The 19,924-nt window shown below is 72.1% G+C and carries 19 protein-coding genes; 8 read left to right on the forward strand and 11 right to left on the reverse strand.

The window, feature by feature from the left end:
- Positions 1–26: 26 nt before the first annotated feature.
- Positions 27–830: a DUF11 domain-containing protein gene (locus K1T34_RS45120; RefSeq protein ID WP_220240748.1), complete on the reverse strand. Its 804-nt coding sequence runs from the start codon at positions 828–830 to the stop codon at positions 27–29.
- A 179-nt stretch (positions 831–1,009) separates the two neighbouring features.
- Here K1T34_RS45120 and helR point away from each other — a divergent pair, with 179 nt between their 5' ends.
- Positions 1,010–3,238: an RNA polymerase recycling motor ATPase HelR gene (helR, locus tag K1T34_RS45125; RefSeq protein ID WP_220240749.1), complete on the forward strand. Its 2,229-nt coding sequence runs from the start codon at positions 1,010–1,012 to the stop codon at positions 3,236–3,238.
- Between the two features lie 267 nt (positions 3,239–3,505).
- Here helR and K1T34_RS45130 read toward each other — a convergent pair whose 3' ends face one another.
- From K1T34_RS45130 to K1T34_RS45140, 3 genes are all read right to left on the reverse strand, one after another.
- Complete coding sequence (locus K1T34_RS45130) at positions 3,506–4,663, reverse strand: serine hydrolase (protein ID WP_255638034.1); 1,158 nt, start codon at positions 4,661–4,663, stop codon at positions 3,506–3,508.
- Positions 4,664–4,844: 181 nt separating this feature from the next.
- The gene (locus K1T34_RS45135; RefSeq protein ID WP_220240750.1) at positions 4,845–5,465 is read right to left on the reverse strand and encodes a hypothetical protein; all 621 of its coding nucleotides are present in this window, start codon (positions 5,463–5,465) and stop codon (positions 4,845–4,847) included.
- 107 nt (positions 5,466–5,572) lie between these two features.
- Entirely contained in the window at positions 5,573–6,802 is a 1,230-nt protein-coding gene (locus tag K1T34_RS45140; RefSeq protein WP_255638035.1) for a peptidase S8, read from the reverse strand.
- 232 nt (positions 6,803–7,034) lie between these two features.
- Between K1T34_RS45140 and K1T34_RS45145 the strand changes: the two genes are divergently transcribed.
- The 4 genes from K1T34_RS45145 (at position 7,035) to K1T34_RS45160 (ending at position 11,987) form a co-directional block, all read left to right on the forward strand.
- Positions 7,035–9,131 (forward strand): hypothetical protein, encoded by a 2,097-nt coding sequence (locus K1T34_RS45145; RefSeq protein ID WP_255638036.1) that lies wholly within the window; start codon positions 7,035–7,037, stop codon positions 9,129–9,131.
- A 141-nt stretch (positions 9,132–9,272) separates the two neighbouring features.
- Positions 9,273–9,620, forward strand: a complete 348-nt coding sequence (locus tag K1T34_RS45150) for a YciI family protein (protein ID WP_220240751.1) — start codon at positions 9,273–9,275, stop codon at positions 9,618–9,620.
- Positions 9,621–9,631: 11 nt separating this feature from the next.
- Complete coding sequence (locus K1T34_RS45155; protein WP_370643542.1) at positions 9,632–10,840, forward strand: RNA polymerase sigma factor; 1,209 nt, start codon at positions 9,632–9,634, stop codon at positions 10,838–10,840.
- Positions 10,841–11,018: 178 nt separating this feature from the next.
- Positions 11,019–11,987, forward strand: coding sequence for an IS481 family transposase (locus tag K1T34_RS45160; protein ID WP_220240752.1), 969 nt, complete (start codon positions 11,019–11,021; stop codon positions 11,985–11,987).
- Positions 11,988–12,004: 17 nt separating this feature from the next.
- Here K1T34_RS45160 and K1T34_RS45165 read toward each other — a convergent pair whose 3' ends face one another.
- Positions 12,005–12,982: a nucleoside-diphosphate kinase gene (locus tag K1T34_RS45165; protein WP_220240753.1), complete on the reverse strand. Its 978-nt coding sequence runs from the start codon at positions 12,980–12,982 to the stop codon at positions 12,005–12,007.
- A gap of 92 nt (positions 12,983–13,074) precedes the next feature.
- On the opposite strand from K1T34_RS45165, the gene K1T34_RS45170 reads away from it, so the two are divergent.
- Positions 13,075–14,154: a GDSL-type esterase/lipase family protein gene (locus K1T34_RS45170; RefSeq protein ID WP_220240754.1), complete on the forward strand. Its 1,080-nt coding sequence runs from the start codon at positions 13,075–13,077 to the stop codon at positions 14,152–14,154.
- Between the two features lie 9 nt (positions 14,155–14,163).
- On the opposite strand, the gene K1T34_RS45175 is transcribed toward K1T34_RS45170, so the two are convergent.
- Positions 14,164–14,463, reverse strand: a complete 300-nt coding sequence (locus K1T34_RS45175; protein WP_220240755.1) for a hypothetical protein — start codon at positions 14,461–14,463, stop codon at positions 14,164–14,166.
- Entirely contained in the window at positions 14,450–14,677 is a 228-nt protein-coding gene (locus K1T34_RS45180; RefSeq protein WP_220240756.1) for a hypothetical protein, read from the reverse strand. The genes K1T34_RS45175 and K1T34_RS45180 overlap by 14 nt, the downstream gene beginning before the upstream one ends.
- Before the next feature lie 272 nt (positions 14,678–14,949).
- On the opposite strand from K1T34_RS45180, the gene K1T34_RS45185 reads away from it, so the two are divergent.
- Entirely contained in the window at positions 14,950–15,687 is a 738-nt protein-coding gene (locus K1T34_RS45185) for a hypothetical protein (protein ID WP_220240757.1), read from the forward strand.
- 48 nt (positions 15,688–15,735) lie between these two features.
- Here K1T34_RS45185 and K1T34_RS45190 read toward each other — a convergent pair whose 3' ends face one another.
- From K1T34_RS45190 to K1T34_RS45205, 4 genes are read right to left on the reverse strand one after another with little or no spacing between them, the layout of a single operon-like run.
- Positions 15,736–16,188: an Lrp/AsnC family transcriptional regulator gene (locus K1T34_RS45190; protein ID WP_009078207.1), complete on the reverse strand. Its 453-nt coding sequence runs from the start codon at positions 16,186–16,188 to the stop codon at positions 15,736–15,738.
- Positions 16,185–17,327 carry a Xaa-Pro peptidase family protein gene (locus K1T34_RS45195; protein ID WP_220240758.1) on the reverse strand — a complete coding sequence of 381 codons (1,143 nt, stop codon included), beginning with the start codon at positions 17,325–17,327 and terminating at the stop codon, positions 16,185–16,187. The genes K1T34_RS45190 and K1T34_RS45195 overlap by 4 nt, the downstream gene beginning before the upstream one ends.
- Positions 17,328–17,363: 36 nt before the next feature.
- Entirely contained in the window at positions 17,364–17,975 is a 612-nt protein-coding gene (locus K1T34_RS45200) for a CPBP family intramembrane glutamic endopeptidase (RefSeq protein ID WP_220240759.1), read from the reverse strand.
- Entirely contained in the window at positions 17,975–18,862 is an 888-nt protein-coding gene (locus K1T34_RS45205; RefSeq protein WP_220240760.1) for an NAD(P)H-binding protein, read from the reverse strand. The genes K1T34_RS45200 and K1T34_RS45205 overlap by 1 nt, the downstream gene beginning before the upstream one ends.
- 111 nt (positions 18,863–18,973) lie before the next feature.
- Here K1T34_RS45205 and K1T34_RS45210 point away from each other — a divergent pair, with 111 nt between their 5' ends.
- A complete protein-coding gene (locus K1T34_RS45210; RefSeq protein WP_220240761.1) occupies positions 18,974–19,924 on the forward strand; it encodes a 5'-3' exonuclease in 951 nt (316 codons plus the stop codon).

Below are 19,924 nucleotides of genomic sequence, written 5' to 3' on the forward strand. Positions count from 1 at the left end.
AACCACCGTCCGGTCGGTGCCGGAAGTCAGCTGACCGCGGCCACGGCGACCACGCCGCGGTCGACCTGCACCGTGCCGCCGTCGGTGACCGTGAACGGCTCGGTGCGAGCGGTCTGGAAGTACTGGTTCTCGCCGTTCGGCGTGAAGTCCGAGTCGACGCGGTCGTCCCCGGCGTCCGGCGTGGTGAAGAGCCACCGGCTGGTCTGGACCTCGACCTCCGCGTAGTACTCCTTCGCCGGGACCTGCTCGGAGTACTGCCCGTCGAAGGTGTTCGCCCCGCCGTACAGGTCGTCGTCGCCCACCGAACGGACGCTGATGCCGCCCGGGTCCACCGCGGGCTCGCCCGGCTGCCGCAGCCCGTCGGCGTTGAGGTCATTCCAGAACTGCGTCTTGACGATCCCCTTGCCGACGTAGGTCAGCGTCTGCCGGTCGGTGTCGTTCGCCGCGTTCGCGTCGGGTGACGTCGTCGACGCCTCCGCCGTGACGTCGGACGCCCCGCCCACGGTCGCGCCGGACACCCCCGCGGTCAGGCTCAGCCCGTAGGGCTCGGCACCGGCGGCGAGGTCGCCGACGAACGCACACGTGGTGGTGCGTCCCTCACCCGAGCAGTCCCACTGGTTCGTGGTCATGCTGCCGCTCTCCTGCAGCTCGGGCGGCAGCGTCACACTGAACCGCACCCCGGACGCTGCCGCGGTCCCGGCGTTGAGCACCTGCACGTACACCGAGGTCCAGCCGCCGTCGGGGAGGATATCGAGCGCGGCCGGGCCTTGTAGAACTGCCGACGGTATGCGCGAACACGGCGTGAACATGAAGAGCAAGATCCGGCTCACCTGTTCGAGGGGTTCTCGAGGCCGGGAACAGGCGGGAAGAAAGCACACGCTCCCCCGCCACTATCAACGTATAACGCACCCCGGGGCTTGTGGCAAGACCCGGGTGATGCCGCACAATCACCACCCTGAAGCCGCGACCTGCGAAAACGTGGTGGCGGCGAGAGTGGTGAAGGGGATCTGTGTCAGCTGAGGGGTACGAACAGGAATTGCGGTCCGAGCGCGCCTACGTCGCCCGGCTTTACACGCGCCTCGACGGCGAACGCGCGCGGGTGAAGGGCGAGTACGAGGCCGCGCTGGGGGAAAACGGCGGGACGCCCATGGAGCGCGACGTGCGCGTGCGTGCGCTGGGCAGGGAGGTGCGGCGGCTGGACGTGGTGGACAACGGCCTGTGTTTCGGCCGCCTGGACACGCTCGACGACGACGTGTCCTACATCGGCCGCATCGGGTTGTTCGACGAGGAGGACGAGTACCGGCCCGGGCTGCTGGACTGGCGGGCGCCGGCGGCGCGCCCGTTCTACACCGCGACCGGGGCGCACCCGGAGAACGTGCGCCGGCGCCGCCAGTTCCACACGCGCGGGCGGCGGGTCCGCGAGTTCACCGACGAGGTGCTCGGCCGGCCCACCACCGGCGAGCACGGTGACGCCGACGCGGCGCTGCTGGCGGCCGTCAACGCGCCGCGCGGTGAGGGCATGCGCGACATCGTGGCGACGATCCAGGCCGAGCAGGACGAGATCATCCGGCTCGACCACCCGGGCGTGCTGGTGATCGAAGGCGGCCCGGGCACAGGGAAGACCGTGGTGGCGCTGCACCGCGTCGCCTACCTGCTCTACACGCAGCGGGAGCGGATGGAACGCCATGGCGCGCTTGTCGTCGGGCCGAACCCGGCGTTCCTGCAGCACATCGGGCGCGTGCTGCCGTCGCTGGGCGAGACCGACGTGGTGTTCACGACCACCGGCGGTTTCGTGCCCGGCCTGCACGTGACCGCCGAGGACGGGCCGGAGGCGGCGCGGCTGAAGGGCGAGCTGAAGATCCTCGACGTGCTCGCGGCCGCGATCGCCGACCGGCAGCGGATGCCGGAGGAGCCGGTGCCGGTCACGGTCGGCGACGTCATCGTGCGGATCGACGCCGAGACCGCGCAATGGGCCATCGAGGAGGCGCGCGCGAGCGGGCTGCCGCACAACGAGGCGCGCGACGTGTTCACCGAGATCGTCACCTACGTGCTCACCGAGCGCGCGATCAACCGCATCGGCCGCGGCTGGCTGGGCCGCGACAACCGCGAGGAACGCGACGACCTCAAGCGCACCCTCCTCAAGGAACTCGCCGGCAACCCGCGGTTCGTCGCCGCCGTCGACGAGCTGTGGCCCATCCTCACTCCGCAGGGCCTGCTCGCGTCGCTCTACGAGTCACCGGAACGGATGCGCGCGGCGGGCGCCGACGCGGTACTGCTGCGCGAAGACGGCGAAGCGTGGACGGTGTCGGACGTGCCGCTGCTCGACGAGCTCGTCGACCTGCTGGGCCGCGACAAGGCCGCCGACGCCCGGGCCGAGCAGGCGGCCGAGCGGGAGCGCAAGGCCCAGGCCGCCTACGCCGCCGACGTGCTCGACTCGCTCATCGAACGCGAGGACCTCAACGACGACGTCGGCCTGCTCGCCAAGGACCTGCTCTACGCCGAGGACCTCGCCGACCGGTTCGTGGCGCGCGACACCCGCGACCTCGTCGAACGCGCCACCTCCGACCGTGACTGGACCTACCGGCACGTGGTGGTCGACGAGGCCCAGGAACTGTCCGAAATGGACTGGCGCGTGCTGATGCGCCGCTGCCCGGGCCGCTCCTTCACCGTCGTCGGCGACCTCGCGCAACGCCGGTCGGCAGCCGGGGCGACGTCGTGGGCCTCGATGCTGGACCGCTACGTGAGCGACCGCTGGGCGTACCGCTCCCTCACGGTCAACTACCGCACGCCGGCGGAGATCATGAGCGTCGCGGCCGCCGTGCTCGCCGGGTTCGCCCCGGGGATCCGCCCGCCGGACTCGGTCCGCGCCAACGGGGTCCAGCCGTGGTCGCGGCACGTCACCGAGGCCGAACTGCCCGCCGCGGTGGAGGAGTTCGTGCGCGAGGAAGCCGGACGCGAAGGCACCAGCGTCGTCATCGGGCCCCCGGACGTGCCCGGCGCCGTGCCGGCCGCGGAGACCAAGGGGCTGGAGTTCGACGCCGTGCTGGTTGTGGACCCGGACCGCATCCTCGAGGACGGTCCCCGCGGCGCTGCCGAGCTGTATGTGGCACTGACGCGCGCGACGCAGCGCCTCGGTGTCCTGCACCGCGGCCCGTTGCCGGTGGCGCTGACGGGGCTCACCGAAACGGCGACGCGCGCGACGGCCGGGGCGCTAACGGTGGAGGTTCGAAGAGTCTGACGCGGAGATGCGAGGCCTCTGCCAAGCACTGCCAAGGGGCTGGTGCACCACACCGTCACCGGTACGGCCCACCAGCCTCTTGGCGGTCGACGACCTCGCCTCACCCAGACCGAAAGGCCGGTCTCCTGTGCAGAAGGAACCTGACCCCGAGTAGCCGTAGGCGTCGAACGCGGGCGCGACCATGGCGTCTGTTCCAGACCATCACCTGCCGGCGTGCCACCAGCAGGCCAGATGGCAGCCAATATTCGCGCGGCGCGCGGCGGGTCGTCAGCTCGAGAGCAACACCCCGACCGCCAGCTCGAATATCTCCCGCAGCTGCCCGAACAGTGGTGGCCCGCTCGTCGGGGTGATCTGCGCCGTGATGGACACCGCGACGCCGCCGCGGCCGTCGGGTGTGGCGGCGGTGAACTGGGTGTAGCCGAGGGTGTTGCCGGTGTGGCCGTAGACGCGGCCGTAGCGGGTGTCGTAGCGGAAGAGGGCCAGGCCGGCCGCGTTCGTGCCCGGGCCGGGTGGTTCGGACCCGCCCGCCAGGAACCGGAGCTGGGCGTCGCGGGTCTTGCGGTCGATCAGGGCGCCGCCGACGTAGCCGCGGATGAAGCGCACCAGGTCGGCCGGTGTGGACACCACGCCGCCGGAGGCCCAGCTCCAGCCGGCGGCGACGGTGGTCGTCACGTCTTCGGGCGGGCCTGCGACAGTGGTGTCGTAGCCGTGCAGTGCCGGTTCCGGCAGGTCCGGACCACGCGGGAGGCTCGTGTCGCCCAGCCCCAGCGGCTGCAGCACGCGCTGGCGGAGCACGTCCTCGTACCGCCGGCCGGTGACCGACTCGCACATCAGCGCGACGAGGATGTTGTCGGAATTCGAATACGCGTAGCGGCTGCCGGGGCGGAACAGCAGTTCGGGATCGGTGGTGTACGACAGCAATTCCCGCGGCGGTGGCGGGTCGCGCAGGCTCGCGACCAACGCGTCGCGGAACTCGGTGGCGTCGCTGAAATCGGGGATGCCGCTCGTGTGGCCGAGCAGCTGGCGCACCGTCACGGCCGACCACTCCCGCGGCATCCCGCGCACCGTCCGGCCCACCGTGGTGTCGAGCGACAGCCCGCCGCTGCTCACGAGGGAGAGCGCCGTCGCGCCGCTGAACGCCTTGGCCACGCTCGCCACCCGCATGCGGTGGTCCGCGCGCGGGGAGCGGTGGGTACCGAGCCGGGGAACTCCCGCCGTGTAGAGGGAAGTTCCCGACCCGCGGCCGATCGCGACGACGACCGCCGGCGGGCCGTGCGGGCTCTCGTGCAGCCGCCGGATCGCCGCGCGCAGCGAGTCCTCCACGCGCGGGCGCCCGGTGGCCGTGGCCGGGGCGGCCGTCCACACGAGACCGCCCGCGGCGGCGAACGTGGCTTGGGCGAGAATCGCGCGCCGAGACATCACCATCGCACCACGGTAGCCGCGGGAAATGCGCAGCCCTAACGTTTCTTCGTCGCCCGGAAATCGTCACGACGGAGAATCGTTCCCTATTCCCCCGGTGCGCATTCCGCGCGTTCACGCACCCGGCGGTGAATTACGGGCCGGGCCGGCGGTGCGCTTCCCCGCGCACCGGCGGCCCGGACACCGCTCACGCCATCTCGGGCACGTTCAGGTGCGCGATGGCGAGGTCGAACTCGCGGACGTCGAGCCGTTCGGCGCCGGCTTCCCGCAGGGTGGCCGCGCGCAGCGAGTTGGCCTTCTGGGCGGTGCGGCCCAGTGCCTCGGCGCTGTCGTAGCCGATCGAGGCCACGCACCGGCCGCTCGTGCGGTCGACCAGCAGGCTCGCACTGCAGAACCCGTCGAACTCGGCGAGCGCCGGCAGCGTGGTCATCTTGAACACGTCGACGACGGCGTCCACTTGCTCGGGCGCCACCTTCAGCCACGTTCCCCGCACCGCCGCACCGGCACCGGAATGGTGATCACGGTGCAGCAGCGCGATCTCCCACTCCTCCACCTGCGGTGGTCCGCCGAACATGTCGGCGACCTGCTGCCGCAGCACGGTCATCGCCTGCGCGCTCTCATGCATGAACTCGGCCGAGCGCCACGCCGTGGTCACGATGGTGCGGCTGTCCTTCCGGCCGAGAAGCATCGACAGTCCCACGTTCCCCTCGGTGGCCAGCGCCGCGGGCATGACGGTGTCGCGCACGTAGGCGACCGCGTCGTCCTGCGACGCCGGCTTCAGCTGGATCGTCGTGCTGCGAGCGAACACGATCCACCTCCCGGCGGTCGTGGCGGCGCCCCGGTGACGCCACCGGTCCCCTCACCCTCCCCCCGGGCGCGGCGGGTCACAACGCCCCGAATTTCACGGCGCCCGGGTCAGAACGCGGCGGTACCGTTCGGCGTGCCGAGACCGGTCGGGCCGTCGTAGCCCGCGCCGCCGGTGCACAGGTACGAACCACCACAGGAGCCGTTGCTGCCGGAGGTCACGTCGAACAGGCCATCAGGGTGCGCGTACGGCTGCGCGGCGGCCGTGACGGAGTTCCCGGCCAGCGCGTACACCGACGCGACGACCGGCGACGACAGGCTCGTGCCACCGACCTGCACCCAGCCGTCGGCGCCCTGCGCGAGCCCGAGCGTCAGCAGCAGATCGCACAACGCCCCGCCGCCGCAACTGTTGTACGTGTCGTACACGCCGAGCCCGGTCTTCGGGTCGGCCACCGCGGCCACGTCGGCGACAGTTCGCTTCGCACACGCGGTGTCGTGCTGCCACGCGGGTTTCGGCTCGAGCGCGGAGCACCCGCTGCCGCTGCCCGACCACGTCGTCTCCGCCCAGCCGCGCGAGGTGCCGGCGGCCTTCTTCAGTGTCGTGCCGCCGACCGCCGTCACGTAGGGCGACGACGCGGGCCAGCTCACGCCGTAGCCGGCATCGCCGGACGACGCGGTGATGGCGATGCCGGGGTGGTCGAGGTGGGTGTCGGCGGCGGTGATCGTCGGGTCCTCGTCGCCGCCGTAGCTGTTGGAGATCGCCACGACCCCCGGGCTCGCGGCGGCCGTGTCGACGGCCGTCATCAGCGGGTCGGTGTCCGGGGAATCGGCTTCCACCAACAGGATGCGGCAGTCGGCGCAGGTCGCGGACACGGCGTCGAGGTCGAGGCTGATCTCCTCCGCCCAGCCGTAGTCCGGTGCCGGCAGCGGGCTCGCCGCGCCGTGCTGGTTGACCTTGCGGAAGCAGCCGTCGGCCGATGTGCACGGCGCCAGCCCCCGCGCGGCGCGGTAGGTCGCGAGGTCGCTCTCGGCGGTCGGGGCGTCCATGGCGTCGACGATCGCGACGGTGCGGCCGTTCGCGTGCCGGCCGCCGAGGCCGTAGGCGGCCTGGATCTCGGCCGGTCCGTAGCCGACCGGCGTCGCCGCGACCAACGGTCCCGGCCCGTCCGGCGATTTGATCGCCTTGCCCAGGCAGTGCAGGCGGGCCTGCGCGCACCCGAAGTCGACGAGGCCGCCGCCCAGCAGCGGCGCGGCGTTCGCCGTGGTCGTGGTGGCAGCCGCCAGGGGAACGGCCAGCGTCACCGCCACGAGCACGCGGGCCAGGTTCTTGAGTCGCGACACTGCGGCCTCCTTGATCACGCTGAGACAGCGAATGGTCGCATGTAACTCGTTCCGGGTCACCCGTCCGAATGAGGGAAAGTTCCAGACCTCCGTTCCGGGTTGGCCCACCTCCACCAGTATTGGTCCAGACAACTGTTACCAAGGCGTGACGCGCAGGCCGCCGACCGGCGGCTACTTTGTTGTGACTTACAACAAATCCGTGTCTGTGAATCACCGACGGAGGTGCCACGGCGTGAACCGGACCTTGGACCGCAGCTCCCGATCCCGAAGTTCCCGATCCGACGGCGCGCGATGGCGGAGGGCGCTCGCCACGGCCGCGCTCCTGGCGGGGGCCGGGCTGGTCGCCGCTCCCCCGGCCTCGGCCGCCGGCGACTACACCCAGGCCGCCGCGGCGGCCGGCGCGCAGCAGGTGCAGCTCACCTTCACCCCCGCCGGCCCGGCGCGCTACGTCGATGTGCACTACACGGGCGTGCCCGGCGTAGGGCAGCAGAACGTGCGCATGACCGAGGGCGGCGGCACCTGGCACACCACCGTCGGCGGGCTCGGCAGCGGCAGCGTGCTCGACTACTGGTTCACCTACGAGAAGAACGGGCCGCAGTTCGACACCCCGCACTTCACGTTCACCCAGGGCGGCGGCACGCAGGCCGGCTGCCCGGCACAGCCCGACGTGCCGGACTTCGGTCCGAACGTGCGGATCTTCGACCCGAACATGCCCGCCGCCACGATCCAGGCGCAGCTCGACGCCGACTTCAACGCGCAGAAGGACACGCAGACCGCGCAGTTCGCCGACCGTCGCGTGGCGCACCTGTTCAAGCCCGGCACCTACGCCGTGCACGACGACGTCGGCTTCTACACCTCCGTCGCGGGCCTCGGGCGCAACCCCGACGACGTGACGATCAACGGTGACATCACCGTCGACGCGTTCAACGCCTCCGACCAGGGCGTGGCGCTGCAGAACTTCTGGCGCTCGGCCGAGAACATGGCCGTGAACCCTGCCAGCGGCAACGACCGGTGGGCCGTGGCGCAGGCCGCGCCGTTCCGCCGGATGGACATCCGCGGCGGGCTGCAGCTCTACCCGGCCAGCTTCGGCTTCGCCAGCGGCGGCTACGTCGCCGACACCCGCGTGTCCGGGCAGACCGCGTCGATCTCGCAGCAGCAGTGGTACACGCGCGACTCGGCCTTCGGCAGCTGGGACGGCGGTGTGTGGAACATGGTCTTCTCCGGCACCACCGGCGCGCCGGCGAACACCTTCCCGAACCCGCCCGAGACGACGCTGGCCACCACGCCCGTCTCGCGCGACGTGCCCTACCTCTACCTCGACGGCGCGAACTACCGCGTGTTCCTGCCTGCCCTGCGCACCAACGCGTCGGGCCCGAGCTGGGCCGCCGGCTCCACCCCGGGGACGTCGCTGCCGATGAGCCAGTTCCGCGTGGTCAAGCCCGGTGACACCGCGGCGTCGATCAACAGCTCGCTGGCCGCGGGCTGCAACCTGTTCTTCACCCCCGGCGTGTACCACCTCGACCAGACGTTGAACGTCACGCGCGCCGACACCGTCGTGCTCGGCATCGGCTACCCGACCCTGGTGCCCGACAACGGCGTCGACGCCATGCACGTCGCGGACGTCGACGGCGTCCGGGTGAAGGGCCTGCTCTTCGACGCCGGCACCACGAACTCGCAGTCGCTGCTGACCGTCGGCACGGCCGGGTCACACGTCGACCACGCGGCGGACCCGACGACGCTGCAGGACGTGTTCTTCCGCGTCGGCGGTGAGCTCGCGGGCAAGGCCACCACGAGCCTGGTCGTGAACAGCGACGACACGATCATCGACCACACCTGGGCGTGGCGGGCCGACCACGGCAACCCCGGCACGGTCGGCTGGACCACCAACACCGCCGACACCGGGGTGCTGGTCAACGGCGACGACGTGCTCGCGACCGGCCTGTTCGTGGAGCACTACCAGAAGTACCAGGTGATCTGGAACGGCCAGCGCGGGCGGACGATCTTCTTCCAGAACGAGATGCCCTACGACGTGCCGCACCAGGCGTCGTGGAACGCGCCCTCGGGCGTCGCCGGGTACGCGGCCTACAAGGTCGGGGCGAACGTGACCTCCCACGAGGCGTGGGGTCTGGGCAGCTACTGCTTCTTCGACACCAACCCCGCCGTGTCGAGCTACCACGCGTTCGAAGTGCCGAACACGCCCGGCGTGCGGTTGCACAGCCTGCTCACGGTGTCGCTGAACACCCGCGGCAGCATCACGCACGTCGTCAACGACACCGGCGCGGCGACACCGTCTGGCACGGCGCCGGTGAACGTGGTCAGCTACCCGTAGCGGCGCGCGACGGGTACAAGAGGGCTCTTCGCCGGCGTCGCTCCGGCGAAGAGCCCTCTTGTTGTTCGAGGAAGTTCCGGCGAGTGTCGAAGTGCCCTTCGGCTGTTCGTGTAACGGGTGACGAGAGGGAAGGATCGAGCCATGAAGCAGTACCTGCTCAGCGTCTACCAGCCCGACGGACCCACGCCGTCGGCGAAACAGCTCGACACGATCGTGGACCGGCTGGACGCGCTCAACGCCGAGATGAAGGACGCCGGCGCGTGGGTGTTCTCCGGTGGCCTGCACGCGCCCGGTTCGGCGACGGTCGTGCGGGCCGAGGACGGTGATCTGCTCACGACCGACGGCCCGTTCACCGAGGGCAAGGAGCACTTGGGCGGGTTCACGATCGTGCGCGCGCCGGACCTCGACGCCGCGCTCGGCTGGGCCGGGCGGATCGCCGAGATCACCACGCTGCCGGTGGAGGTCCGGCCGTTCCAGGGCGAGGCCTGAGCGTGTCCACTGTGGACGCTCTGGATCGGGTGTTCCGCGCCGAGTACGGGCGGACCGTGGCTGTGCTGGTGAAGGTGTTCGGGGACGTCGACGTCGCCGAGGAAGCGGTGCAGGAGGCGTTCGCGGTGGCGGCGAGCCGCTGGCCGTCCGACGGACTGCCACCGAGCCCCGCCGGATGGCTCGTGACCACCGCTCGTCGCCGGGCTCTGGATCGTTTGCGCCGCGAGTCCTCGCGCTCTGACCGGCACGCGCAGGCCGCTCTCCTGCACGCCGGCACCGAACCGGTCGAGGAGGGCCCGGTGCGTGACGAACGGCTCCGCCTCATCTTCACCTGCTGCCACCCGGCGCTCGCCCCGCACGCCCGGGTCGCGCTCACCCTGCGGCTGCTGGGCGGCCTGACGACAGGCGAGATCGCCCACGCGTTCCTCGTGCCGGAGCCCACGATGGCGCAGCGCGTCTCCCGCGCCAAGGCCAAGATCCGCGACGCCGGCATCCCCTACCGCGTCCCCGCCGACGCCGACCTGCCCGACCGCCTCGCCGCCGTGCTGGCCGTGGTGTACCTGATCTTCACCGAGGGCCACACGGCGACGTCGGGAGCCTCGCTGGGCCGCCCCGACCTCGCGGCGGAGGCGATCCGGCTGGGACGGGTGCTGGCTTCGCTGATGCCCGACGAGCCCGAGGTGCTGGGATTGCTGGCGCTGATGCTGCTGGTCGAGTCACGCCGTCCGGCTCGCACGGGTCCCGGCGGTGCGGTGGTGCTGCTGCCCGACCAGGACCGCGGGCTTTGGGATCGTGCCCTGGTTTCCGAAGGGCAGGACCTCGTGCGCCGCTGCCTGCGCCGCGACCGGCCCGGGCCGTACCAGCTGCAGGCCGCCATCAACGCCGTCCACAGCGACGCTGCCACCGCCGGGGAAACCGACTGGCGGCAGATCGTGCAGTTGTACGACCACTTGCTGCTTCTGACGCCGACGCCGGTGGTCGCGCTGCACCGTGCGGTGGCCGTTGCTGAGGTCGACGGGCCGGGCGCGGCGTTGGCGCTGGTGGACCCCTTGGATCTGGACGGTTACCACCTGCTGCACGCCGTGCGGGCCGACCTGCTGGCGCGCGCCGGCCGACGCAGCAAGGCGGTGGCCGCGTACGACCGGGCGGTGGAGCTCGCGGAGAACGCCGCCGAACGAGCCCTGCTGGAACGCAAGCGTGCCGCCCTCGCCGACACCTAGGCGGACCGCGGCCGATCGCCGGCGACTACGAGGCGGATGACTGGCTTCGGGGCAGCCGCTAGCTGTAGTGACTATGGACGTTGTTGACGGTTGAGCGGCGCGTTGGCTTGATCATGACGAAGACCTCCGTGTGGGGTGTTGGTGTCTGACGCCATCACCGATCACAACGGAGGTCTTCGTGTTCCACCGTAATGCTCGCCTGACCCTGCACGGGCGTCGGTTGCTGGTCGAGCGTGTCCGGGCTGGCCGCCCGGTCGCGCACGTCGTCGCCGAGCTGGGCATTTCCCGCGCAACGGGCTACAAGTGGGTCCGCCGCTACGCCCGTGACGGTGACGCCGGCCTGGCCGACCGTTCCAGCCGGCCGCATCACTCACCCCGGCGAACCCATACCCAGACCGAGCGGCAGATCCTGCAGCTACGCCACGACCGCCGGCTCGGCCCAGCCCGCATCGCCGGCATCCTCGACCTGCACGCCTCGACCGTGCACCGAGTCTTGACCCGCCACCACCAGCCGAAACTGGCCTGGCTGGACCGCCCCACCGGCCAGCCGATCCGCCGCTACGAACGCGACCGCCCCGGCGAACTCGTCCACGTCGACGTCAAGAAACTCGGCCGACTGCGCGAAGGCGGCGGATGGCGCGCCCACGGACGCGACAGCGACATCCACCGCGCCACCCGCAACGCAGCCCGCGTCGGCTACGAGTACGTGCACTGCGCCATCGACGACCACACCCGCATCGCCTACGCCGAAATCCACCCCGACGAAACCGCCACCACCTGCGCCGGATTCCTCACCCGTGCCGCCAGCGCACTCGCCGACATGGGCATCGACCGGATCGAACGCGTCATGACCGACAACGCCTTGGCCTACCGCCGCTCCCACGCCTGGCGCGACGCCCTCACCGACATCGGCGCCCAAGCCCGCTTCACCCGCCGCTACCGACCACAAACCAACGGCAAAGCCGAACGCTTCAACCGCACCCTCGCCGAAGAATGGGCCTACGCCCAACCCTTCACCAACTCACACCACCGAGCCGAAGCACTGCCCGGATTTCTCCACCACTACAACCACCACCGCAGCCACACCGCCCTCGGCGGCCAACCACCCATCACCCGCGTCAACAACCTCACAGGGCACTACAGCTAGCCCCGGCGCACCGAGCGCTACGCGTGGCGGACCGCGTGCAGGGCGGCTCGGCGCCAGGCCGCCGCCGTCATCGGGGCCACGAGCGGGCGGGCGCCCGGCACCGTCATCGGGTACAGGTCGGCCGCGGCGACCGTGACGTCCCACGCCGGCAAAGCGAGCTGGTGGGCCCAGGTGGCCTCGACGATGGTGCGGATGGCCTCGTCACCGCCGGTCGTCAAAGCCGGAGCGAGGGACGCGTGCGCCGCGGGCGTGAGGGTGTGGCCGGCGAGGAGGCGCTCGGCTTCGCGGCGCAGGCGGGTTTTCGCGGCGGGGACGGAGAGGTCGTGGGCGGGGCTGTCGGCGTAGACGTCGCGGGCGAGGTCGCGCACGAGGGCCTGGCGGTCGGCGCCGGCGAGGACCTGTTCGACGAGCTCCGCGCGGGCGTCGGGGGTGCAGTAGATGCCGAGGTCGCGCACCACGTCGGCGGGGTGGACGAGGTTGAGCAGCGCGTAGCGGCCGAGTTCGGTGCGCAGCCGCCCCGGTTCGCGCGCGGCGGGGTCGCTGGGGCCGACGAGCTCGGCGAGACGGACCGGCACGGGCAGGTCCGCGAGCGGGCCCTGATCCCCGGCCGGGGCGACGACCAGCAGCAGCGAGTCGGTGCAGCCGGCGCAGTGGTCGGCGATGCGGCGCAGCTGCGGAGTGGCCGTGTTCCACTGGAAGTACCACAGCGCCCGCAGGGTCACCGGGGTGAGCCGCACTCGGCGGGCGCCGACGACGCGGAAGCCGTTCTCCGCCAGCCAGTCCATTGTGGACATTATGCGGCGGGCGGCGATCGCGTCGGGTTTGAGCAGCAGCAGCCCGTGGGCGCTCGCGAAGCGTCCGACGTCGCCGGTCAGGGTGCGCAGGTGCTCGAGCGACTCCTGGAAGTAGGTGTCGGCCGCGGACCGGGCGCGCTTGTCCACGTCGCGGGTCAAGGCCTCGTGCGGCCGCTGTCCGTCCTTCTTGTGCCCGTTCATGGCATCCGCTCCCTTCCGGGTGGTGACCAATGTCCCAGCGCGGGACCGGGGAAAACCCCAGAGCCGGGCGCACTCGCTAGACTCGGGCGGCGATGCGACGATTCCGGTGGTGGTGGGGAGCCCTCGTCCTCGCCTGCGTGGCTGTGCTCGCGGGCTTCTTCGCGTTCTCCGGCCCCGGGCTCAAACCCGGCCAGCCGCTGCCGCGCAAAGGGCCGCCCGGCACAGGCCCGCTGACGGTCGTGGCGATCGGTGACAGCACCGTGTCCGGTGAGGGCGCCGGCGACTACACCCCCGACACCGACGGCCGCAACGGCGACTGGTGCCATCGCTCGGCCAACGCGTTCGTGCAGAAGGTCCGCATTCCGGACGTCACGGCGCGGGTGAACCTGGCGTGTTCGGGCGCGCCGGCGGAGCAGGTGTCGCTGGGCGGCGTGAAGCAGTGGGGTGAGCCGTCGCAGGCGCAGCAGCTGGCCGCGGTGGTGAAAAACCACCGGGTGGCCGCCGTGGTGATCGCGATCGGCGCCAATGACGACCCGAAGTTCTCCACGCAGGTGTCCGAGTGCTTCAAGGCGTGGTTCTCGGTGAGCGCGCCGTCGTGCAACGTGGCGCTGCAGAAGACGTGGCAGTCCAAAGTGGACGCGATGGTGCCGAAGGTGGTCAACGCCGTCGGCGATGTGAAGAAGGTGCTGGCCCAGGCGGGTTACGTGCCGGCCGACTACCAGCTCGTGGTGCAGTCCTACGCCACGCCCGTCGCCACGGACGTTCCGCCTGGGTTGCAGAACCTCGACGGCTGCCCGTTTCGCACCGACGACCTGCAGTGGATCTCGACCACGGGCATCACCACGCTCTCGGCGGGTCTGAAGCAGGCCGCCGTGCAGTCCGGCGCGCGGTTCCTGGACCTGGCGCGCGCGGGTGAGCACCACGAGGCGTGCAGCGGCGGGGCGAACCCCGCTTCGGAGTGGTTCACGCGCCTGACGCTGCACCTGAGCGATCTGGGCCAAGCGGACCGGGCGCAGCACGCGCTGCAGGAGTCGTTCCACCCCAACGCCGCGGGGCACGCCGCGATCGCCGACTGCCTCTCGGAGTTCCTCGCCGGGCGTGACGAGCTCGCCGCCTGCCTTTCCGGGCCCGACGGCAAGCTCCACGCCGTGCCCGAGGTCGCCAACCGCTGAGCGGCGGCACTAGAGGTCGAGCGCAGCCCGCAGTGCGACGTCGATCTGTTCCTGCACTTCCTGGTCGATCTCGGCGATGCGCTCGTCGAACCACGGCCGGTACAGCCGGGTCAGGTTGAGCGTGGACACCCAGTACCGCGCGTCGACCGCGACGCCCAGAATGTCCTGCGGGTCACGGTCGAGCAGTTCGGTGCCGAGCAGCCAGGGTCGCTCGGACTCGTTCACCCCGTCCGACGACAGGAGCACCACGGTGCGTTCCCGGGCCGGTTCGGTCGGCGGATGGTACGTCCAGACTTCACCCCTGCGCACGCATGTCCTTTTCCGCCGCGGTCCGTTCCACCTCGTCCGCCTCGGCCGCCGGCGCGATCGGCGCCTGCTGCGGGGTGTAGCCCGTGCGCACCGCCTCCCGCCGAGCCGCCTTGGACAACCAGGACGAGACCGAGATCCCGTGCGCTTTCGCAGCTCGTTCGGCGAACTCGAGCGCACCACTGTCGAGAGAAAGGGTGACCTTACGTGTTGCCATACCTTTTATCGTACCAGCGGTCGGGCTTGGAGGCGCCACAGCGACGTCACCTCCCCGGCACGGGCGGCGTGAAGGGGGTCTTCGGTGGCAGCCGCCTTCGGGTGCCGCGGTGTCGTGTCGATGCGGCCGGCTACGCGTAGACCCGCGGCGCTGACGAGGTCCAGAAGTTCGGCGCGGGTTCGCGGCCCGGGCCGGCTCCGGAAGTCGCCCGATCCGGTGTGGCGGTACTCGCCGGCCGGTGAGCGGGTTCGCGGCCTGCCATGCTGGCGCGGATGACGGACACGGGATACGCGCGGCTGCGGCTGGAGGTGCGGGTCGACGAGGTCGACGGGGTCCGGACGCCGCAGGTGGTGCCACTGGTGGACGGGCGGATCCTCGGGCTCGGCGTGGAAGCGCACGCGGTGCGCGGTGACTACGGCCGGGGAACGGATCCGGATGTGCTGCTCGGGCGGCGCAGCCCGCTGCGTCCACCCGACGTGGGCCTGGAGCTGTTCGACGAACGGCCGCGGGCGCCGCTGTGGCGGGGCTCGCGGGCCGAGGATCCGGTGGCGATCTCCGTGCGGGTCGAGCGGGAGAACGCGGGCTGGGGCGCGCCGCACGACGCGGTGGTGTGGGCAGACTGGCAGGTCCAGCGGTGGGAAGGGCTGACGCCGCCGGAGGCGGCGCGGTTCGATCCCGGGCAGTGCTTCGAGGAGCTGATCCGCGCGGACGTCGACCGGTGGTGGGAGGACGTGCCGAGGCGGGTGGCGCGGCGCGTGGTGTCGGTGCTGGACGACCGGCCCGGGGTTCTCGGGCAGTGGGGGTTCGGGTTGCTCGGCGGGCGGGGCTGGATGATCGGGGACGACGGCGAGGTGGAGATCTCCGTCGTCGGCCCCGGGGGCCGGCACTACCTCCGGTTCGGCCGCGATCCCCTGGGCGATCCCGATGCCGAGGCCGGCCGGATCCTCGACCGGCTCGGCGACACGCACCCCGAACGGTTGCCGGCGACGGTGCGCTCGACCGTGGTGTAGCGGCCGGTGGTGGTGCTCTGCCCACGGGGAAAGCACCACCACCGGCAGTCACAACGTCGGCGAACGCCCTTCGAACGGCGTCGACAGCACCACCGTCGTCCGGGTCGACACCTTCGCCGCTTCCCGGATCCGTCGCAGCAGGTCCTCCAGCCCCAGCGGCGAAGCGACGCGCACCAGCAGGATGTACGACTCGTCGCCGGCGACCGAGTAGCAGGACTCGATCTCCGTGATGTGCTGGATGCGCTGCGGGTAGTCGTCGGGGGCGGCCGGGTCGTTGGGGGTCAGCGAGATCAGAGCGGTGAGCGGGAGGCCGATCTGCTCGCCGTCGAGGCGGGCGGTGTAGCCGAGGATCACGCCGCGCTGTTCCAGCCTCCGCACGCGCTGGTGCACGGCCGACACCGACAGCCCCACGCGCTCGGCGAGGTCGGTGAAGCTGCGCCGGCCGTCGGCGGCGAGCTCCTGCACGATGGCCTGGTCGAGCGGCTCGAGGGGGCCGCTCATGCTTCGAGCACGACGAGGTCGTGCGGCCGCGTGTTCACGGCCTCGACGCCGGTCTCGGTGACCACGACGATGTCCTCGATGCGGGCGCCCCAGCGGCCCGGCTGGTAGATGCCCGGCTCGACGCTGAACGCCATGCCCGGCTCCAGCGGCAGCGTGTTGCCCGCGATGATGTAGGGCTCCTCGTGCACGTCGAGGCCGATGCCGTGGCCGGTGCGGTGGATGAAGAACTCGCCGAAGCCGGCGGCGTCGATCACGTCGCGCGCGGCGGCGTCGATGGACTCGGCCGTGGCGCCGGGGCGCACGGCGTCGACCGCGGCCTGCTGGGCCTGCTGCAGCACGGCGTAGGTCGAGGCGACGTCGGCGTCGCGCGGTTCGCCGACTGCGTAGGTGCGGGTGGAGTCGGAGTTGTAGCCCTCGGGCAGCGGGCCGCCGATGTCGACGACGACCACGTCGCCGCGCTCGATCACGCGGTCGGAGACATCGTGGTGGGGGCTGGCGCCGTTGGGACCGGAGCCGACGATCACGAAGTCGGCCACCGTGTGGCCCTCCTCGACGATGGCGGCGGCGATGTCGGCGCCCACCTCGGCCTCGGTGCGCCCGGCGCGCAGCCACTCGCCCACGCGCGCGTGCACGCGGTCGATGGCGGCACCCGCGGCGCGCAGCGCGGCGATCTCGGCGGCGTCCTTGCGCATCCGCAGCTCGCGCACGACGGGACCGGCCAGGGTCTGCTCGGCGTCGCCAAGGGCGGCGCGCAGGGCGAGCACGTGCAGGGCCGGGGTGAAGTCGCTGACGGCGACGCGGCGGGCCTTGCCGAGCCGGTCGGCCACCAGCCGGTAGGCGTCGTCGCCGTCGACCCAGGTGAGGACCTCGACGCCGAGCTCGGCGGTGGGCACGTCGGCGTAGCCGGGGGCCTCCAGCTTGGGCACGACGAGCGCGGGCACGCCGTCGGCGGGCACCACGAGCGTGGTGAGGCGCTCGAACGAGCCGCCCGCCTGGCCGAGCAGGTAGCGCAGGTCGGAGCCGGGGGCGATGAGCAGGGCGTCGGTGTCCGCGGCGGCGGCCGCTTTCGCTGCGCGGTCGAGGCGGGCGCGGAGCGCGGCGGCGTCCGGGGCGGGCGTGTGGAGGGATCGGCGCGACATGCGGCTGAGCCTAGTACCGGCGCGGGAGGGCGCCCGTCACCCGGGCGGGGCCGGAGTTTCGAACAGCGGCGGCAACGCCGTGAGCATCAACGCGGACCAGACCACATGGGTCAGCAGCGGCGCCTGAATGCCGCCCGTGGCACGGCGTTGCAGCCCGAACAGCGTCCCCATCACGATCGACGCCAGCACGAGCGCCGGGTTGCGAGTGGCCACGGTGGACAGTGCGTAGACCGCCGTGGAGGTCACCACCGGCGCGCGCGTCACCGAGCCTTGCAGGGCGCCGCGGAAGAAGACTTCCTCGGCGGCGCCGGTGATCAGTGTCGTCGCGTAGACGGCCGGACCCGAGCCGCGGTCGGCGTAGGCGAGCACACCCGCGATCGCCCGCGACAACGGCGGGATGCGGCGGGCCACCAGTGCACAGCCGTAGAACACGCCGAACGCGCCGGCGGCGACCGTCACCGGCCCCGCGACGGGGTGGCGTGAGGTGCCCCGCGGCGGCGGTCCCGCGGCGAGCGCGCCCGCGACCCAGGTGGCGGCGACGGCTCCCGTACGCCCGTGGAAACGGGCCGAACCGGGAGGCGTCGAGAGCGACCAGCCGAGCAGTCCGGTGCCGGCCGCGGTGACCAGCCCGAGCAGCGAGCGCCGCATCACGCCGCCCGCACGCGCTCGGCCAGCGCCGCCAGGGCCGCGGAGTCGTAGTCCATGGGTTCGAACGGTACGACGTCGCGGATCGCGGGATCGCGCACGACCACCTCGTTGGCCATGGAGTCGATGAGCGTGCGGCCGGTGGCCACGTCGACGTCGGTCACGAGCGCGAGCCAGTACGCCGACAGCCGCGGCGAGAGCAGCGGCACGGGCACGATCAGCGGGCTGCGGCCCTCGATCCGGGCCAGCCGCCTCAGCATGTCCAGGTAGGCAAGCTGTTCGCTGCCGCCGATCTCGAACGTCCGGCCTTCCGCGGCCTGCGAGTCGAGCACACCCACGAGGTAGCGCACGACGTCGGCGATCGCGATCGGCTGGGCGCGGGTGGCGGCCCAGCGCGGGGTGACCATCGCGGGCAGGTGCTCCACGAGCTGGCGGGTGATCTCCCACGAGATGCCGCCGTGGCCGATCACGATGGCGGCGCGCAGCACGGTCACGGGCACGCCGGTGCCGGCGAGCAGGTACTCGACCTGGCGGCGGCTGCGCAGGTGGGCGGACAGGTCGTCGGAGTCGTCGCCGAGGCCGCCGAGGTAGACGATGCGGCCGGTCCCGGCGGTGCGAGCGGCGAGGGCGAACGCGCGGGCCGCGGCGGCGTCCCGGCGTTCGAAGTCACGAGCGTCGAGGGCGTGCACGAGGTAGTAGGCGGCGTCGGTGCCCCGCAACGCGTTGTCGAGCGAGCGGGAGTCCTCGACGTCACCGTGCACCGCGGTGCCCGCGCCCGTGTATGCGGCCGGGTTGCGGGTCATCGCGAGCACGTCGTGCCCGTCGGCGGCCAGTGCCTCGGCGACGCGGCTCCCGACGAAACCGGACGCCCCGGTGACCAGTACGCGCACTCCCACTCCCCTTTCTCACGGTGTCGATCAGGGGTACCCGGGACGGGGCGGTGGAAACCGGGCGGCGCGTCAGGCGGGGTACTGCGCGGGCAGACGTGGCAGGCTGGGCGCGTGACCGGACCACTCGCCCTCCTCGACTCCGCGAGCCTGTACTTCCGCTCGTACTACGCGCTGCCCGACTCGATGACCGCGCCCGACGGGACGCCGGTCAACGCCGTGCGCGGGTTCACCGACACGCTGGCGCGCATCCTCACCGACCGGCGCCCGTCGCGGCTGGTGGCGTGCCTCGACGCGGACTGGCGGCCGAAGTTCCGCACCGACCTGCTGCCCAGCTACAAGGCGCACCGGGTCGCCGTGCCGGGGCACGGCGAGGGCGAGGCCGACGTGGAGGAGGTGCCCGACACGCTCACACCGCAGGTGCCGGTGATCCTCGACGTGCTGGCCGCGTTCGGGTTCGCCACGGCCGAGGCGGCGGGCTACGAGGCCGACGACGTGATCGGCGCCCTGGCCACCCACGAGCAGGACGCGCCCGTCGAGGTCATCACCGGCGACCGCGACCTGTTCCAGCTCGTGCGCGCGACGCCGACGCCGACCTCGGTCGTGTACGTGGGCAAGGGCTGGGCGAAGGCCGAGGTGCTGGGGCAGGCCGAGATCGCCGAGCGCTACGGCGTGCCGGCCGGCCACGCGGGTCCCGCCTACGCCGACATGTCCGCGTTGCGAGGTGACCCGTCCGACGGGCTGCCCGGCGTCGCCGGTATCGGTGAGAAGACCGCGGCGAAACTCATCACGCAGTTCGGGTCGCTGGAGGAGCTGATCTCGGCCTCGCAGTCGGGGGACTCGCGGCTGCCGCTGAAGACCCGGCTGCGGCTCAAGGACGCGGCCGACTACCTCGCCGTGGCCCCCACCGTGGTGCGGGTCGCCGTCGACGCGCCGGTGGTGCAGTCCGGGCCGGACGCCGTGCCGACGAGCCCCGCGGACCCGGACCGGGTCGCGGAGCTGGCCGAGCGGTGGAACCTGGGTCGCTCGGTCGAACGGCTCCTGGCGGCGCTGCCGAAGGCGTGA

This window comes from Amycolatopsis sp. DSM 110486 (genome assembly GCF_019468465.1).
GTDB lineage: Bacteria > Actinomycetota > Actinomycetes > Mycobacteriales > Pseudonocardiaceae > Amycolatopsis.